General features: G+C 32.9%; 12 protein-coding genes. 7 read left to right on the top strand and 5 right to left on the bottom strand.

The window, feature by feature from the left end:
• The first annotated feature begins 32 nt into the window (after positions 1–32).
• From leuC to AAFN75_RS15605, 5 genes are all read left to right on the top strand, one after another.
• Complete coding sequence (gene leuC, locus AAFN75_RS15585) at positions 33–1,427, top strand: 3-isopropylmalate dehydratase large subunit (RefSeq protein ID WP_411807225.1); 1,395 nt, start codon at positions 33–35, stop codon at positions 1,425–1,427.
• 19 nt (positions 1,428–1,446) lie between these two features.
• A complete protein-coding gene (gene leuD, locus AAFN75_RS15590) occupies positions 1,447–2,043 on the top strand; it encodes a 3-isopropylmalate dehydratase small subunit (RefSeq protein WP_144115865.1) in 597 nt (198 codons plus the stop codon).
• A 3-nt stretch (positions 2,044–2,046) separates the two neighbouring features.
• Positions 2,047–3,567: an alpha-isopropylmalate synthase regulatory domain-containing protein gene (locus tag AAFN75_RS15595; RefSeq protein ID WP_411807227.1), complete on the top strand. Its 1,521-nt coding sequence runs from the start codon at positions 2,047–2,049 to the stop codon at positions 3,565–3,567.
• A gap of 338 nt (positions 3,568–3,905) precedes the next feature.
• Complete coding sequence (gene leuB, locus AAFN75_RS15600; protein WP_144115863.1) at positions 3,906–4,964, top strand: 3-isopropylmalate dehydrogenase; 1,059 nt, start codon at positions 3,906–3,908, stop codon at positions 4,962–4,964.
• A gap of 70 nt (positions 4,965–5,034) precedes the next feature.
• On the top strand, positions 5,035–6,645 hold the full coding sequence (locus AAFN75_RS15605; protein WP_411807228.1) for an alkaline phosphatase PhoX: 1,611 nt from the start codon (positions 5,035–5,037) through the stop codon (positions 6,643–6,645).
• On the opposite strand, the gene AAFN75_RS15610 is transcribed toward AAFN75_RS15605, so the two are convergent.
• The 3 genes from AAFN75_RS15610 to AAFN75_RS15620 form a co-directional block, all read right to left on the bottom strand.
• Positions 6,635–7,894 (bottom strand): mechanosensitive ion channel family protein, encoded by a 1,260-nt coding sequence (locus AAFN75_RS15610; RefSeq protein WP_411807229.1) that lies wholly within the window; start codon positions 7,892–7,894, stop codon positions 6,635–6,637. The genes AAFN75_RS15605 and AAFN75_RS15610 overlap by 11 nt on opposite strands.
• Positions 7,887–8,183: a DUF3817 domain-containing protein gene (locus tag AAFN75_RS15615; protein ID WP_144117929.1), complete on the bottom strand. Its 297-nt coding sequence runs from the start codon at positions 8,181–8,183 to the stop codon at positions 7,887–7,889. Before AAFN75_RS15615 ends, AAFN75_RS15610 begins: the two co-directional genes overlap by 8 nt.
• Before the next feature lie 92 nt (positions 8,184–8,275).
• Positions 8,276–8,893, bottom strand: coding sequence for a YqaA family protein (locus AAFN75_RS15620; RefSeq protein WP_411807230.1), 618 nt, complete (start codon positions 8,891–8,893; stop codon positions 8,276–8,278).
• A gap of 263 nt (positions 8,894–9,156) precedes the next feature.
• Between AAFN75_RS15620 and AAFN75_RS15625 the strand changes: the two genes are divergently transcribed.
• Together AAFN75_RS15625 and AAFN75_RS15630 are read left to right on the top strand one after the other, a co-directional pair.
• Positions 9,157–9,573: a hypothetical protein gene (locus tag AAFN75_RS15625; protein WP_411807231.1), complete on the top strand. Its 417-nt coding sequence runs from the start codon at positions 9,157–9,159 to the stop codon at positions 9,571–9,573.
• A gap of 15 nt (positions 9,574–9,588) precedes the next feature.
• Entirely contained in the window at positions 9,589–14,616 is a 5,028-nt protein-coding gene (locus tag AAFN75_RS15630) for a DUF4132 domain-containing protein (protein WP_411807232.1), read from the top strand.
• A 728-nt stretch (positions 14,617–15,344) separates the two neighbouring features.
• On the opposite strand, the gene AAFN75_RS15635 is transcribed toward AAFN75_RS15630, so the two are convergent.
• On the bottom strand, positions 15,345–15,764 hold the full coding sequence (locus AAFN75_RS15635; protein WP_411807233.1) for a hypothetical protein: 420 nt from the start codon (positions 15,762–15,764) through the stop codon (positions 15,345–15,347).
• Positions 15,765–16,018: 254 nt separating this feature from the next.
• Positions 16,019–18,439 carry a hypothetical protein gene (locus AAFN75_RS15640; RefSeq protein WP_411807234.1) on the bottom strand — a complete coding sequence of 807 codons (2,421 nt, stop codon included), beginning with the start codon at positions 18,437–18,439 and terminating at the stop codon, positions 16,019–16,021.
• Positions 18,440–18,585 lie beyond the last annotated feature (146 nt).

Here is an 18,585-nt window from a genome sequence, read left to right on the forward strand (position 1 = left end):
AACTTTGTAATCTTTAAAAATTTAAATTATTTATGAGCAAAACATTGTTTGACAAAGTATGGGATTCGCATGTTGTTAGAAATATTGCAGATGGACCAGACATATTGTATATAGATCGTCATTTAATTCATGAAGTTACAAGTCCTGTAGCCTTTGTAGGGTTAGAAAGTAGAGGCTTGAGTGTTTTATATCCGGAGCGTACATTTGCGGTTGCAGATCATAACACACCAACTATTAACCAACATTTACCAGTAGAAGATCCGTTATCTGCTAATCAATTAAAAACTTTAGAAGATAACGCTAATAAGTACGGTATTAGTCACTGGGGATTAGGTCATGCAAATAATGGTATTGTTCACGTTGTAGGTCCTGAGAACGGAATTACAGTTCCTGGAGCTACAATTGTTTGTGGAGATTCACATACATCAACTCATGGTGCTTTTGGAGCTATTGCTTTTGGCATCGGAACTTCGGAGGTTGAAATGGTGCTAACTACACAATGTATTATGCAACCTAAGCCAAAGAAAATGCGTATTAGCGTTAATGGTACATTAAATAAAGGTGTTACACCGAAAGATGTTGGTTTATATATCATTTCAAAATTAACAACTTCTGGTGCTACTGGATATTTTGTTGAGTATGCAGGTGATGTTTTTGAAAACATGTCTATGGAAGGTCGTATGACGGTTTGTAACTTATCTATCGAGATGGGTGCACGTGGTGGTATGATTGCTCCAGACGATAAAACTTTCGATTATATAAAAGGTCGTCCTAAAACACCTAAAGGTGCAGGTTGGGATACCGCTATGGAATACTGGAGTACATTAAAAACGGATGATGATGCTGTTTTTGATAAAGAAATAACATTTGATGCTAACGATATTGAACCTATGATTACATACGGTACAAATCCAGGTATGGGAATGGGAATTTCTAATAACATTCCAACTGCAGAATCTGTTGAAGGTGGTAAGGCAACTTACGATAAATCTTTAGCATACATGGGTTACGCAGAAAATGAGCAAATGATTGGTAAGAAAATCGATTACGTATTTATTGGTAGTTGTACTAATGGTCGTATTGAAGATTTTAGAGCGTTTGCATCTATTGTTAAAGGAAGAAAAAAGGCCGATAATGTAACAGCTTGGTTAGTTCCAGGTTCGCATATTGTTGAAGCTAAAATTAAAGAAGAAGGTTTACTTGATATTTTTGAAGAAGCTGGTTTTGTATTAAGAGAACCAGGTTGTTCGGCTTGTTTAGCTATGAATGATGATAAAGTACCTGCTGGTAAATATGCAGTAAGTACATCAAACAGAAACTTTGAAGGGCGCCAAGGACCAGGATCAAGAACTTTATTGGCTAGTCCATTAGTAGCTGCGGCTGCTGCAGTAACTGGTGTAGTAACAGATCCAAGAGAATTACTTTAATAATTTAGAATACAAGAACATGGCTTACGATAAATTTACAACATTAACGAGTACTGCAGTTCCTTTACCAATAGAGAATGTAGATACCGATCAAATTATACCAGCACGTTTTTTAAAAGCTACAACACGAGAAGGTTTTGGAGATAATTTATTTCGTGACTGGAGATACAATGGTGATAATACACCAAAAAAGGATTTTGTTTTAAATAACCCTATCTACAAAGGAAAAATATTAGTAGGAGGAAAGAATTTTGGTTCTGGATCTTCTAGAGAGCATGCTGCATGGGCGGTATACGATTATGGTTTCCGTTGTGTAGTATCTAGTTTCTTTGCAGATATTTTTAAAAATAACTGTTTAAACATTGGTGTATTACCAGTACAAATTAGCCCAGAATTCTCTAACGAGATTTTTGAAGCTATATATGCTGATGCTAACACAGAGTTAGAAGTAAACTTAGAGAAACAAACCATTACATTATTATCTTCTGGTACATCTGAATCTTTTGATATTAATGGTTACAAAAAAGGTAACATGCTAAATGGTTTTGATGATATCGACTATTTACAAAGCATGAAAAGTGAGATTGAAACATTCACAGAATCTCGTCCTTTCTAAATAATGGCGGTAAAACGAATTGAAATAATGGATACGACATTGCGCGATGGTGAACAAACCTCGAGCGTGTCGTTTTCTGCTTCAGAGAAACTCACAATAGCTAAACTTTTACTAGAAGAGTTAAAGGTAGATCGCATTGAAATTGCATCGGCACGTGTGAGTGAAGGTGAACTTCAGGCGGTTAAAGATGTTACCAATTGGGCATCTAAAAACAACCATTTACAAGCGGTTGAAGTTTTAACTTTTGTTGATAAAGGCGTGTCTATTAATTGGATGCTTGAAGCAGGAGCAAAGGTTCAAAACTTATTGACCAAGGGTTCATTAAATCATTTAACTCATCAGCTTAAAAAAACTCCTAATCAGCATTTTAGCGAAATTGAAGAGAATATTCAATTAGCTGAAAAGCATGGCATATCTACCAACGTTTATTTGGAAGATTGGAGTAACGGTATGCGAAACTCTAAAGCTTACGTTTTTGAGTTTTTAAAGTTTTTATCTACGCAACCCGTTAAGCGTATAATGCTACCTGATACATTAGGTGTTTTAACCCCACAGGAATCTTACGATTTTATAAAAGAAATAAAGGATTTATATCCGAACTTACATTTTGATTTCCATGCGCACAACGATTATGATTTGGGCGTATCGAACATTATGGAAGGTTTAAAGGCTGGAGCCGATGGCTTACATTTAACTGTAAACGGTATGGGCGAACGCGCAGGAAATGCGCCCATGGCAAGTAGTATTGCAGTGATTAACGATTTTATGCCAGATATTGAAATTGGTGTAAACGAAACGTTTTTATTTACCATTAGTAAATTGGTTGAAACGTTTTCCGGTGTAATGATACCATCTAACAAGCCTGTTGTTGGTGCTAATGTATTTACACAAACAGCTGGAATTCATGCGGATGGTGATAATAAAAACAATCTGTATTTTAGCGAATTAATGCCAGAGCGTTTTGGCAGAACACGTCAATATGCTTTAGGAAAATCGTCTGGAAAGGCCAATATACAGAAGAATTTACAGGAATTAGGACTTCAGCTTAATGATGAAGACTTAAAGAAAGTAACCCAACGTATTATTGAGTTGGGTGATAAAAAACAAGTGGTTACTAAGGAGGATTTACCTTATATAATTTCTGATGTTTTAGATAGAACCTACGAAGAGAAAGTTAAGGTAAATAGCTATGTTTTAACACACTCTAAAGGTTTAAAGCCATCTACAACAGTTTCTATAACTATAAATAATGAGACTTTTGAAGAGAGCTCGCAAGGCGATGGACAATTTGATGCTTTTATGAATGCCATTAAAAGGGTGTTTAAAAAGAAGAAATTGGAGCTGGCCGCTTTAATTGATTACGCGGTTAGAATACCACCAGGAAGTAACTCGGACGCTTTGTGTGAAACGATTATTACTTGGAGAAATAGTAGTGGCGAATTTAAAACGCGTGGTTTAGATAGTGACCAAACGGTGTCGGCAATAAAGGCTACTGAGAAGATGCTGAATATTATTGTGAGTTAGAAATAATGGCGGAAGACAGAAGGCTAGCTTGATTTTGAAAAAAATGACAGAAGACGGGCGACGGAAGTTAGTTTGTTCGCGGATATAGCTTTTACGGATTACTGAAAACCTAGGACTATATACTGAAGCCAGCAAACTTGCTCGCGTTAGGGATTGAACGGCATGTTTGAGCTCGTCGACGGTAGGAGGAAGCGAGTAGTGAAAGCCCGACTTTTTACGATCCTGCGAGGTTTTTAAAACCTTGTAGGTATGAGTAAAAAGAAACGCACAAATGCTCGAATAAAATCGAAGCACTTAAAGTAACAAAAATTATAAATTAAAGATTAAAATAAATAAAGATGAAATTTAATATTGCAGTTTTAGCAGGTGATGGCATTGGACCTGAGGTTATGGATCAAGCTCAAAAAGTTAGTGAAGCGGTTGCAAAGAAATTTGGACATGAAATTACGTGGAAACCAGCATTAACAGGTGCAGCGGCAATTGATGCGGTTGGAGAACCTTACCCAGATAGTACGCATCAAGTTTGTTTAGCTTCGGATGCTGTTTTATTTGGTGCTATTGGTTTACCGAGATTTGATAATGATCCTTCGGCAAAAGTTAGACCGGAAAATGGTTTGCTACAAATGCGTAAACAACTTGGTTTATTTGCTAATTTACGTCCAACATTTACGTTTCCGTCGTTATTGGATAAGTCGCCATTAAAACAAGAACGTATTGAAGGTACCGATTTGGTGTTTTTACGTGAGTTAACTGGTGGAATCTATTTTGGAGAAAAAGGTAGAAGAGACGGTGGAGAAACGGCTTTTGATAACTGTGTTTATACACGTGTTGAAGTACAACGTTTGGCTAAAAAAGGTTTTGAATTAGCCATGACACGTTCTAAAAGATTATGTTGTGTTGATAAGGCTAACGTGATGGAAACGTCTCGTTTATGGAGAGAAACTGTTCAGGCTATGGAAAAAGATTATCCTGAAGTTGAAGTAAGTTATGAGTTGGTTGATGCAGTTGCTATGCGTTTGGTACAATGGCCAAATAGCTACGATGTGTTAATTACTGAAAACTTATTTGGTGATATTTTAACGGATGAAGCTTCGGTTATTTCTGGATCTATGGGATTAATGCCATCGGCATCTATGGGGTCTGATATTTCTTTATTTGAGCCAATTCACGGGTCTTACCCACAAGCAACTGGTTTAAATATTGCTAATCCAATGGCTATGGTTTTATCTGCTGCCATGATGTTTGAAATAGCATTTAACTTACCGGAAGAAGGAAAAGTAATTAGAGATGCTGTAAATAAAGCTTTAGCTGAAGGTATTGTTACTGAAGATTTAGCAGATGGTGGAAAAGCTTACGGAACTAAAGAAGTTGGCGATTTTTTAGCTGCTAATATCTAGAGTTAAACGATATAATAGTATATTATTTAAAAGGATTCTGTATTTTAATACAGAATCCTTTTTTATTACTATGAAAATAAACTTACTATTACTTTTTGGTTTTTTATTACAATCTACATTCGCACAAAATATAGGAGATTTTACCTCCGTAGGTAGTGGCGTAAGAACATCGGAATTTATAATTCCATCTACACACTCCTTTCAAAGTATTATAGAGGTTGGCGATGCTTTAACTGAAGGTGGCGCTTTACAAAGAAATCCAGATTTTACTGGCTACGTACCAATTGCTAACAGTAGTGTTAATGGCTATTTAAGTATTAATTCTGAAATTTATCCTGGAGCCGTAGCCATTTTAGATATTAACTTTAATGGCACCACAAAATTTTGGGAAACAACATTTTCTGAAGCCGTAGATTTTTCTTTGGTAGCAGGTACGGCTGCTAATTGCTCGGGAACTGTTACCCCTTGGGGCACGATTATTTCTTCGGAAGAATTACCTATTTCTACCGATAGTAACGGTGATTCTTATAATGATACGGGTTGGAATGTTGAAATTGATCCGGTTACTAAAACCGTTATAAACAATCAGAAATTATGGTCCATGGGAAATTTTTCTCATGAAAATGTGGCTATCCACCCTAATCATAGAACGGTTTATCAAGGCGCAGATGTAATAGTATTTGGGCAGCTAGGTTATATTTATAAGTTTGTCGCTACAAATACTGAAGATTTAAACGATGGGTTACTTTATGTTTATAAAGGCTCTAAAAATGGTTCAGGACATTGGGTTTTATTACCAAATACAACGAAAGCTGAACGTAATGATACTTATGCAAGAAGTGGTGCGGACCCCGACATCTCGGACATTGACACTAATTACGCCAATGCGACGGTATTTAATGGAGTAGAAGATGTTGAAGTTGGTCCAGATGGTTGGGTGTATTTTGCTGTTAAAGGTGCTCCAGATAGGCGTGTTTATAGGTTTCAAGATTCAGATCCTTTAGAAATTACCAATTCCTTGGTAACTATGGAAACCTTTGTTGGAAATACTGATGCAAATCAAAATATAGAATATAATATAAATGATGGCACTAGCACGACAGCCGTGGCATGGGGTGGTGGCAGCGATAATTTAGCCTTTGATGATCAAGGTAATTTATGGGTTTTTCAGGACGGAGACGAGCATTATATTTGGGTTGTAAAACAAGGACACACGCAAGCGAACCCTAAAGTGGAATTATTTGGCAGAACACCAATTGGATCAGAGCCAACAGGTATTACATTTTCTCCCGATTATAAATATTTATTTATGTCTATTCAACATCCAGATTCTGAAAATGTAGCAAACCAACAAGATGCAGAAGGCAAAACTTTAGATTTTAATAAAGGCACGGTACTAGTAATTTCACGTAATGAAAACTTTGGTACCACATTACATACTAAAAACGCTATTCTGAAGGATTTTAAAATAATACCAAACCCTATAAAGTCCATTAAAAAAATTAGGGTTGAAGGCCATCAAATTAATAATATTAAATTATATTCGATTTTAGGCAAAGAACTTTTAAATCAAGATTATAATGATTTAAATAAAATAGAATTGGACCTTAAGCGTTTAGCTTCAGGACTATATGTTATCAAGATTAATAACTCTACAAGTAAAAAAATAATTATAGACTAAGATCATTAGATTTAAAGCTACTACTACTAGGTAACTCAAAAATCTCCAAATGAAAATAGGGAAGGGCAGCAATAAGATGATCGAAAATATCAGACATAATATATTCGTAATTTTCCCAACGTTTATCGCTACTAAAAGCATAGATTTCTAATGGAATACCTTGTGTTGTTGGTGCTAATTGTCGCGCCATAATCATCATGTCCTTGTTAATGGCTGAATGATTTTTTAAGTACGCATCTATATATTTTCTAAAAATCCCGAGGTTGGTAAGGTTTCTTCCGTTTAATAAGAGTGTTTTATCAATATTATGGCTAGCGTTATAATCTGAAATATCCTTTTGTCTAATTTCAATATAAGACGAAATAAGCTGAATACCTTTTAATGCTTCAACCTCCTTATCTGTTAAGTATTTTACGCCATCTTGCTTGATATAGAGTGCTCTTTTAATACGTCGGCCTTCAGAGCTTGTCATACCTCGCCAATTCTTAAAGGAATCGGAAATTAAAGCATAAGTTGGAATCGTAGTAATGGTTTTATCGAAGTTCTGAACTTTAACGGTGGCCAGAGTAATTTCGGTAACATCGCCATCGGCTCCATATTTCTCGAAAGTTATCCAATCGCCAATACGCACCATATCGTTAATAGACACTTGTATACTAGCTACAAAGCCCATTATAGTATCTTTAAAAACCAATATGATTACTGCCGAAATAGCTCCAAGTCCCGTAACAAACGATAAAAACGGAATGCCTGTAATTATGGCTATGGCCGACATAAAACCGCCCAACCAAGCAAAAATCATGAATACCTGAATATAACTTGCTATAGGTTTATCTTTTAAACTCGGTAAGGTTTTAAAGAAATCTTTTAAGGTGTGCAGAATGCTTCTAACAATCCACAAGGTTAAAATGATACCAAATACTTGCAAGCCTTTTTCAAAAGTAGTTTCGAACGCCGGAAAATCATAAAATACAATAGGAAAAAACTTTAAAGCAATTAGTAAAGGAATAATATGTGCTACGTTTCTAGGTACTTTATTTTTAACTAGAAGATCGTCAAAATTAGATTTTGAAACCGTAGCGAACTTTACAAAGGCCTGTACTAAAAGCTTTCGGGTAATATAGTCGACAACAAACACCACAATTAACAAGGCTATTAATAAACCTAGCATGTTTAGGTATTTGGCAGTGGTTTCAGAGAAGTCTGCTGTAATTAAATAGTCATATAACCAATGTTTGTAACTAATCATTAACAACTGGTTTTAAATATTTTTTTTCGATATAAAATGTACCAAAAGGAATTACAGAAGCTATAAGTACAATAAATAAGGTTTTAGTATTCCATTTCATATCTTTCATTAATAAAAAGGCCAAAACAACATACAGCATAAATAATACGCCATGTGGCATACCTAATAGCTTAACGTATTCTGGATTGCCAGAAATATATTTAATAGGCGTGGCAATAAATAACAATAAAAGGTAGGATACACCTTCTAGTAAAGCTACAATTCTGAAAATATTTAAAAATGAAAACATAGTATAAATTTATAGTGTAAAAATAGATAGAAAAAGTATAGTTTTTGCCCTAAAAACCGTTAATATTCAAGACTTTTTTAGCGTATTAAAAACTAAAATACATTAAAAATAATAAGACCGTAAATAGCAAAACGCACAAACCTTAAAGCCCCATACATCATCACATTTCTAAAAGGGAACTCTATAATTCCGGCGGCTAAACAAGCAATAGAAAAGGGTAGTGGCAATACGGCTCCAACCATAATTAAAAATCCACCCCATTTTTTGGAGTTTTTTAATTGCTTTTCCATTTTAGTTTCTAGGTAATTATGTACCGATGGCATTTTTGTTATGGAGCGTCCCATCCAATACGATACTAAACCACCACTGTATGAAAAAATAGCGAGTAGCGATAAATATAACCACGGACTGTACATTTTACCTGCCCAAGCAATAAAAATTTCTGGTGGTACAAGACCTAAAAGCGTTTCTGAAACAAAAAAGAAACTTAATACACCGTAAGCCGGAAGAATTTCGGTAAGACGTACTAAAGCTTCGTTAATATCAAAAAAATGATTTAACGCATATATAGCAATCACAATAACCACAATATATGGAAACGATTTTTTTACTGCATCCCAAACAAACGTGTAAAACCCTGTATATTTATAATACTGGTGCAACAACTGTAGTCGCGATTTTTGAGTTTTATCTTTTGGTTCCGGTTTCATGCTTACTATAAATAAAGGGACTGCAAATATAATACTAGATTTAGTATTAAAATGTATAAATATTTGACTTTAGAAGAAATTTAACATGATTTTAGGGTTATTTAATTCAAGCTGAGATTTATAGCGCTAAATTTCACGTAAAAAACGCTAAAAATTCATAAAGCATATTTTTATGTGGGTAATAATTTTGACTATTATGACCAATAATGACCAATGGTTTTTGTGTAAATTATCCTATATTGCAGTAATCAATTTATAAAAGCGTGCAAGAATTTTTCATCAATTTAAAGCGTTTAGGCAAAAAGAAAATCTATACCGAAACCATACAATTAGACTTTAAAATCAATGATTTAAAGGATTTACTTGTGGCTTGTGTATCTAGTAAAGTAAAAGACTATAATTCTAAACGAGAAAACAATCAACTTCTTTCTTTTTTAACACCTTCACAAATTCAAGAGCAATCGGAAACTGGTAAAATAGGTTTTGGTGATATTGCTAATTATAACTTAGCCGATGAACAGGCAAGTATTGAAACAGCAATTCAAGCTTATAAAGATGATATGTTTCTAGTGTTTATTAATGATGAAGAAATAACCGACTTAAACGAGAATATTTCCCTTACTCCAGATACTAATATTACCTTTTTAAGAATGACTTTCCTAACAGGAACATATTGGTAAAAATCAAAATTTAGTATGATTAAATTAGAAGATGCCCAAAAATTTATAGAAAGTAAAAAACCTTCAAAATTAAGTAAGACTGATTTTATTGGTTTTAATAAAAAATACAATGTTTTAGGATTGCTAATTACGCAACTTTCTAGCAAAACGGAGCAAAGTTACTATTCCAATAACCTAAATATAAAGCCTTATCTAGAGTATTTTGGTAAGGATTTAGCCTTTAACCCTTGGACCAGTAAAGAAGGATTAAAACTAGCAAAATTACTTTTTGGGAATCATCAAGCAGTTTATATAGCTAGTGTTTGGGATTTAATTTTAAAATCGCCTTACCAAACTGGCTATACAAGACGTTCATTTCGTAGTAAATCATCCGAGGACTATATTGTAAATAGAATCCGTTATTTGCAAAATTTATACAAATCAGGAACGGTAGGGTTTTCCGGATTAACAATTTTAGAACTCGCGCAATATGATGTGTACGACGAGTATTATTATAAAAACCACGCCTATATATTTGCTGCAGCTTTAAATGATAGCACGCAGTCTCAAGCGCTTTATAGTTTAATACAGGATATTTTTATAAGTGAAGACGAGATAGGTGGTGTTACACGAAGTTTAGTTAAAGGTTTGTTACTTACCGAAAATCCTGAGAACTGGAAATTAGTTGAAAATTTATTATTAGCAGCCCAACGTCAAGAAGGCTTGCGTCAAACCATATTAGAATCCCTAGACGAAACATCTCTAGGAGCCTTAAATCATTTCATAAAAGTGATTTTAGAGCATAATTTAATACGTTTTAGTAGTGTTGTTAGGGCTGTAGATTCTTGGTTTGGCTTTGGGTGGGAAGCTCCAAAAACAGCAACCATAAAAAGAGTTTTAGAGTTAAGTCTTTCCTTTTTTGAAAACCCATCGTTAACCAAAAACGCCTTAACAAGTAAAGATAACTTAGAGGTTTATGTGGCTTTATGGTTTTTGGGGTTAACGGATGTTGATTCTGCAAACCTAGCAGCTATAGACTTAATAAATAACGGCAGTAAAGAGAAGAAAATATTAGCCTGTATGTTTATTTCGCAAACAGGACGCACCAATCATAAAGTTTTAGATTGGATGAACTCGAATTTTGGTAACGACTTAGAAGTCGACTTTTGGGTCTTAAATGCAATGCCAGTAAAGCCGAAGCTTAGCGATACATTATTTAATACCATAAAAGCGTATGGAGAAAGTCTGCCAGCTAAAGGAAAATCTATATCAGGGCAAGTATTTTCATGGACCGCATATACTATTAAACCCAATTACTTTTTTGAGTTTTTAGTAAATTATTCTAATGCAGATCAACAAATAATTTTAGCTAAAAACTTAAGTGCTATAACTTCCGACGAACGTAGTAATTTCATTAGAAAACTATTTCCAAATCATTATACATGGTCTTATTACAGAGCAAATGAAAAGAAGCATCCTAAGGTTGACTTAAAAAAATCACCATGGAAAAGAGATGTTATTCATCAAGCTATTAAAGATAGAAATACGGCTGTAATGGCTACAGGAATTACCTTGTTTGAATCTATAGATTTAAATAATGATGATGTTTTAGTACTTGAAGATTTGTTACAAAGAAAGCACAAAGATTTACGAGAAAACATCATTAAACTGATACTAAAACAAAAGGAAAATAGGGTGGAAGCTATTACTTCAAACCTTATAGAATCATCGAAAGTAGATCAGCGATTAGCAGCTCTAGAAATCATGACTGTACTAAATGAAAGTAATCGTTTAGTCCCTTTTGTGGATACTCAAATTAACCTGTATTCAGAGCGTCCAAAATTATCGAAAAACGAACAGGTTTATATTGATAAATTTTCAAAAACCACACAGGCTTACAGTTTCGAAAATGGTTTTGGAGCCATTGATTATAATAATTTATCACCTTTAATAACTCCTAAAATTATTTTTGGTAAGGATAACAAATCGCTGTTATCAAATATCATTTCAAAGCTAACACCTAAAACTAATTTCCTTTTTAGTAATTTAATTGATAACGAAAAAACAGTACGCGCAGTAAATGCGCTTATTGCTTTATTTGAAAAGCACCAAAATCACGAATACGAAGCGCATTATAAAAACGGACATAAAGAAATTGTTTTATTAGCTAGAAGTATTGCTTATAATAATAAGAATGCACACGATTTAGACAAGGCTAAAGATAAATTACAATACCTTCCTTTGGCAGAGATTTGGCTAAACTGGTATGAAAACTCTAAATTAAACGATTTCGAAATGTTGGCTGCCATTTATTATTGCGACAACTTTCCTTATATTTATAAAAGTGAAGATTACCTCAATTTTACTAAACAATACCTACCTGATTTTAAGGGATTACGATTGGTTAAAACGCAAAGATGGGATTCCATTAACAAAAAGGTAGCACATTTGCTTCAATTTCTATTTAACGGTTACGCCGATTTTCCAACCGTACTTCAATTTAAAATTGATGTTTTAGAAGATGCTATGGCAAGACTTCCGCAAGATTTAAGATTAAAAACTTCTAAAGATCGTTGGAACCAAAAGGTCACAGATTGGACTGATATGATAGAATATCAAATTATGGATTTAAGTGCATTGGCTACAGATTTACATGAAATTTCCAATAATACTGCGTTACTAAAACGCTATTGGGATTTAAAAATGTACCTATTTGCTGCTAAATTAACCTTTCCAGATACTCCAAAACATATTAGCGAGATCGCTAAAACAGATATTAACCCAATGCAACCAAGTTCCCCTCCAGGGTGGATTACAGTAGCATTGTACAAGGCTAATAAACTTAATGATGACGATTTTAAATATCAATTATTAATAAATACAGATTTACTCAATTTATTAGAAGGCAATACGCATTACAGAAATAATGAGATTAATATAGACACTATTCCTTCTGGTATTGCACATAATTTGAAGAAGAACTTGCTGTCGGTTGAATTAGAAAGAGGTGATTTAGCTACCGAAGCTACGCCATATATGGGGCAAATTGGCAATATTAAGGGTATTAATTATTTATTTGAATTATTAACCCGTTTAGGTAAGGATACCTTTCATAGAGGCTATTCGTGGTACCGATTCGATTCTAAAAAAGAAGTATTTAGTAGTTTAATTAAACGATGTGTACCTAAAGATACTGAAGATTTTCAAGAGTTTGAAACCAAGGCTAACTCCACCAAAATCACAAAAAAGCGATGGGTTGAAACAGCCATTTATGCGCCGCAATGGGCGAGTTGGATTGGTAAATTTTTGGGTATTGAAAAACTAGAAGATGCCGTTTGGTGGTTTCATGCGCATGCATCAGACTATATGAATGCCGAAAAGGAAACCATTATCTCTAGATATTCGAATGTTGATCGTGCAGATTTTGCTAAAGGCGTAATAGATTTAGACTGGTTTAATGAGGTGTATCCTAATCTAGGAAAACAAAATTGGAAAGTATTACACGATGCAGCCAAGTATATTTCAGATGGTAACGGACACCGCCTTGTAAAACTGTATTCCTCTGTAATTCTAGGAGAAATAAAAATTAGAGAAGCGCTAGCCAAAATAAACGATAAACGAGATAAAGATTATGTAAAAGCCTTTGGTTTAGTTCCTTTAAGTAAAGCCAACCGAAAAAAAGATCTTTTAAATAGATACAACTTGCTCCAAGAATTTTTAAGAGAAAGCAAACAATTTGGATCGCAACGACAAGAAAGCGAAAAAAACGCTGTAGAAATCGCTTTAGATAATTTGGCTAGAAATGCAGGATACGATGATAGTATCCGTTTTTCGTGGGCCATGGAAGGGGAGGCCACCCAACAAATTATGGAGCACGCTACTGTGGAAATTGATAATGTAAATGTAGAGTTATTTGTAAACGAGCAAGGTAAAGCCGATGTTAAAGTCACTAAAGATGGTAAAACACAAAAATCTATTCCTGCTAAATATAGAAAGGACAAAAACATTAAGGTTTTACAAAAAAATAAAGCCTTTTTAAGAAAGCAATATTCCAGAACGCGTATTTCTTTAGAAAATGCTATGTTACGTGAAGAAGTGTTTAGCAAGGAAGAACTGAAAAACATTTTGATTCATCCGGTTGTAAAAGCCATGTTAACTAAATTGTTACTGTTCAATAAAACACAAAATATATTTGGGTTTTATACAGATGACGCGTTAGTAGATAACGACGGAAAGCGACTACCAATAAAGCAAAAAGATGAAATAATTATTGCACATCCATCGCATTTATACCAAGGTGTCGTTTGGGATTTATACCAAAAATATGCTTTTGATACAGCGTTGGTGCAACCTTTTAAACAGATATTTAGAGAATTATATGTTATTACCAACGATGAAATTGAAAGCAAAATAAAATCCGATCGTTACCAAGGACACCAAATTCAGCCACAAAAAACAGTAGCTTTATTAAGATCAAGAGGTTGGACTGTAAATCACGAAGAAGGTTTACAGAAAGTGTATCATAAAAAAGGATTTATAGCCTCAATTTATGCAATGGCAGATTGGTTTTCTCCAGCCGATATAGAAGCGCCAACTTTAGAGCATGTGGCTTTTCATTCTAGAAACAACTACAAACCAGTGCCTTTAACAGATATTGATGCTGTTACGTTTAGCGAAGTTATGCGCGATTTAGACTTGGTAGTAAGTGTTGCGCATGTAGGAGGCGTAGATCCAGAAGCTAGTCATTCAACCATGCAAATGCGAGGTGCTTTGGCGCGAGAAACAGCCAGATTATTTAAGGCTAGCAATGTTACGGTTAAAGAAAGACATATATTAATAAAAGGCACACTAGCAGATTATAGTATTCACTTAGGTAGCGGTATGGTTAGTAAAACCGGATTGCAATTATCTATAATTCCTGTGCATAGTCAACATCGTGGTCGTTTGTTTTTACCATTTATAGATGATGATCCTAAAACTGCTGAAATTATTTCTAAAATGAAATTATTATCGGAAGACAATAAAATTAAAGACCCAACAATTCTGGCGCAAATACAAAGGTAATAGGTGTTTTAATTTTTATGGTTTTGAAATGGGCTATAGAGAGCTCTAAATTTTCTATTTTACATAATATAAATTATAGTACATTTTACAACAATTAGCGTAATAGCGCTTTTGGGCGATATTTGACATAATTACAGATATACGTCTTTAGACTTATATCGATAGTAATTATGTCAAGCTAATTGTGGCTTCGTAGTTGTATTTATTATTGTGTAGCTATAATTCTATATTATGTAAAATATCCCAGAAAGTTTTTAGAATTAAAAGAAAACTCAAACTTGGGTCATTAAACTTTATCATTTTGCTATTCGTATAATTTTAATATTCTGTACAATCCTTAATCATTTTTTAAATACGCGATTCTCAAGAAGCCTCATAATTCTATTTCTGTACTATAATTAGTCGCTATGTAAAATAGCCGCTGCCAATCGCTCGATTGCTTTTTAAAAATTTAAATGTTTCATTAACATTTATTTTTAAACACAATTTACCGCCGCTTGGCAACGCCAAAAAAAAGCTAGTTTTTAGATGTTATTAAAATTTTAGCGTAATTGAATAATTGAGCTCCATATTTTTTTCTACGCGATTCTCGTAAAGTTGCCACAAGAGTATAAAATTTTCCATCGCTCAATAATTCCTTGCTTAAAAATTTCTATACACTTGTTTTATTTAGAAATCCTATTAAACTTTTTTGAAATCCTATTTTACATAATATTTATAGATATGATTTAAAGTTTGTCAATCATATTCTCTAAAGTATACTTTTCTAACTCTTCTATGGTTTTACTTGATATCTTAATTTCCCAATTAGATAAACTAGGCATTAAGCTCACTTCATTATTTATAAAGAAGTTATTATTGGAATCTTGTAATTGTTTAGATGGAATTATATAAACAACTCTTGGTTGTTTTTCTATGATTAAAACCAAAGCGACAAACAAGTTATCGTTTAGTTCTCCTAATTCTTGCTTTAAAATTTTAATACTTTGTAGTATGCTATCTAAATCTAAAGGCTTAAAGTATATTTTCTTATTCCCAATTAAAAAATCAACTCCTTCTCGCCCACTTTCATTAGCTGAAACTTTAATTTGAGCTTTTTTAAGCTCCAGTTTCATAAATTGCAAAGCGTTTTCATTAACAGTATTCATAGATAACAAGATACATTTTTAAGTTTTATTATCTTTTTTCCTTGATGAAAAAAGAAACAAAAAAATCATGACTGCATATAATTTTGGAAACAATTACGGCTCGTTACGCTATATTTTAGGAAACATGGTAACTCGTTAAGATTACTTTGATGTAATTGTATATTCTCAACTCTTAAGAAACTGTATTACTAGACCCCTAAAATATGTACGCTACACTCACCTATTGTTTTACCAAAATTTTATGAGGTCGAAAATTAGTTTCTCTTCCTTACTTTACCTATAACTTTATTAAACTGTTTGTTTACAGATGTTTTATAATTTTCTATACATGATAGTTCAAGCAACTTAGTTGTTGTTAAAACACTTTTTTCAATTGCCTCGAGATAATTCATAAAAATCCGCATTCTTTCTTGTCTTAACTCCAATCTATGAACCATATCATAGCTATTTTCAACTTCAATTGTAAGAATCTTTAATTTTTCCCAGTATTCAATATCAAAAATATTAGTATCGTACATAACCGTTTCCAAATAGACTATTTTCTTTGCCATTATTGCAACATAATAACCACCAGATAAAGTCACATTATACAACGAATTGGAGTTTAAATCTTCATCATTTGAATGAATCAAGGAGTTGTTTTTTAAATAATTTAATACATTGAATATGACATCTTCGGAAGCCCCTAATTTTGAAATTACCTCAATAATATCAGATAATGGAACTTCAGAATTACCATATGAAGACCTAATATATAAGTATTTTAATATATATAATCGTAATAATTGTAATGCATTATTGCCAATACTTGAATCAAAAAGATTTATTGCATCAGCTCTTTTTTCTTTAAAATATTTCCATGAACCTAGAATACTTCCTTTAAAAACTTCATGATAAGGGAAAACGAAATTAGCTTCTCCATTTATATAATTATTAATTGCTCTATCAGCTTGAATATGTCCAGAAGAAAGAAAATTTCTAACAAGATTAATTCCTTTTCTTGGGTTTCTATCACTTAAATACCCTAATAATTGACCATTTTCTTCATTCAATAAACTTTCTTGAACAATTGAAAAGAAAACACTTAAATCATCTACTTTAAGTATTGCGCCATTTGATAATTCAATATCTACACTTTTTCCTTTTAAAATTAATTTTGAATAATTTAATCTTCTCGATAAAACTTCATTAAAAGATGGAGGGTTTATCCATAATTTCTTTAACTCATATGCATTAAAAATTGAATCATTTTTATGCTTTATAAAAGTTGTATCTCGAATTGAAACTAGAATATGGCTATTTATTTGTTTTGAAATAGATATAGCTTCAGAAAAAACTTTTGTTTCTAATTCATCATCCTCGTATAAATCTACATTATCAATAACAATAACACATAATTTAATAGAGGATAAATACTTAAATAATTTATTAACATAAGGTTCTGTAGCCTGAAAATCAGCATCAATTAACTCTGCTTTTTTTTCATCAAATTTATCCTTGTTTTTTGCAATTAATGCATATGGACCTCTTGCCAAATTATTAAATTCTTCTTTATAAGCTGGTCTTATACTATTATTATAATCTATTGGATTATTCGGGTGTTCTTTAATTAAGTAATCTTTCAACTCTGAATAAATGAAGTCTCGTGGATTACCTTCTTTCCCCATTTTCTCCATATCAAGGTAAATCCAATGAGCATTTTCTTTTTCTAACAACTCTTTACCTTTGATTAATTCAAAATGCTTTAAGTAAGTAGACTTTCCTGAACCGACTGAACCAATTACAAGAGTTACAGGAGATGAAGAAACATTAGCGCCTGCTTTTTCTAAGTCTTTTATTAATTCATCCTGTTTGGACTTCCTAGTAACCTTAGAAGCTGGCTTTATGAACTTTGGCTTATATTGTGCTAAATGCATATTTAGCGTTCTGTCAAATTTTGTACGAGAATCAGTAGATACATAACATTTTTCTAAAACATCTTCATTAGAAAACATTTCTTCTGAAAGTGTTGCTTTATCAAGTGCAGGCATAATATAATCAGCTATATTGTTTCTACCTACTCTATAGTCAGCATTATCAACAATTGTATGTAACCTATTATTTATTTCAATAGGGTTATTTGTTGTTAAATCATCTAAGCTATGACCTTCAACATTACCGACTGCAAAAAAATTAAATAACTCTTCTGCATCTGCAGTATCAATAAAAGGGAATAATACAGTTGCAAAAATTAAATCTTTGTTTTTTCCATTATCTAACGGATAAAAGCACCAACATTCACCATTGGTTACCATTACAATATCTGCTTTTTCGTTTATTGCATAGTCTTCAGCCTGTTCTAAAGCTAAAGAGATTCCACCAGTACCAAGAATTGGTCCAGTTAATTTTAGTTTTTTTCTTCTAGTAGGAGATGGAAAAGAAGCACCTATTTTTTTTGCCTCAACGATTATTTTAATATCTCCGGCACAAAGTTTGTAATCAATATAACCATCTCTTTCCCCTTTGGTATGTGGTTCAACGCTAATTTGCCCATGCTTCCACTGCAATACTTCTCGTATGATTCTATCAATAACATCAAATCGAGTTTGTGCTTCAGAATTATTTTTTAAATTTTTATTAAAAGCTTCTGCACTTATTTTTTCAAATACTTCTGATACTTCTCCCCAATCTTTCATTAAATTAATATTTTTAGTAAAGCTACAAAAAGCACATAAATCTTTAATACATTTCATACACATTTCACTTCTCTCTTACGTCATTTCGTAAAAAGCGTATTCCATTAACATTGTAGAAGAAATTTTTTAGAAGAAAAGAATATGTA

This window comes from Algibacter sp. AS12 (genome assembly GCF_046736315.1).
Taxonomy (GTDB): Bacteria; Bacteroidota; Bacteroidia; order Flavobacteriales; family Flavobacteriaceae; genus Algibacter_B; species Algibacter_B amylolyticus.

Bases quoted from the DNA above. Each gene is read 5' to 3' on its own strand.
- leuC (WP_411807225.1), top strand. From the start codon at position 33: ATGAGCAAAACATTGTTTGACAAAGTATGGGATTCGCATGTTGTTAGA.
- leuD (WP_144115865.1), top strand. From the start codon at position 1,447: ATGGCTTACGATAAATTTACAACATTAACGAGTACTGCAGTTCCTTTA.
- AAFN75_RS15595 (WP_411807227.1), top strand. From the start codon at position 2,047: ATGGCGGTAAAACGAATTGAAATAATGGATACGACATTGCGCGATGGT.
- leuB (WP_144115863.1), top strand. From the start codon at position 3,906: ATGAAATTTAATATTGCAGTTTTAGCAGGTGATGGCATTGGACCTGAG.
- AAFN75_RS15605 (WP_411807228.1), top strand. From the start codon at position 5,035: ATGAAAATAAACTTACTATTACTTTTTGGTTTTTTATTACAATCTACA.
- AAFN75_RS15610 (WP_411807229.1), bottom strand. From the start codon at position 7,894: ATGATTAGTTACAAACATTGGTTATATGACTATTTAATTACAGCAGAC.
- AAFN75_RS15615 (WP_144117929.1), bottom strand. From the start codon at position 8,183: ATGTTTTCATTTTTAAATATTTTCAGAATTGTAGCTTTACTAGAAGGT.
- AAFN75_RS15620 (WP_411807230.1), bottom strand. From the start codon at position 8,893: ATGAAACCGGAACCAAAAGATAAAACTCAAAAATCGCGACTACAGTTG.
- AAFN75_RS15630 (WP_411807232.1), top strand. From the start codon at position 9,589: ATGATTAAATTAGAAGATGCCCAAAAATTTATAGAAAGTAAAAAACCT.
- AAFN75_RS15635 (WP_411807233.1), bottom strand. From the start codon at position 15,764: ATGAATACTGTTAATGAAAACGCTTTGCAATTTATGAAACTGGAGCTT.
- AAFN75_RS15640 (WP_411807234.1), bottom strand. From the start codon at position 18,439: ATGAAAGATTGGGGAGAAGTATCAGAAGTATTTGAAAAAATAAGTGCA.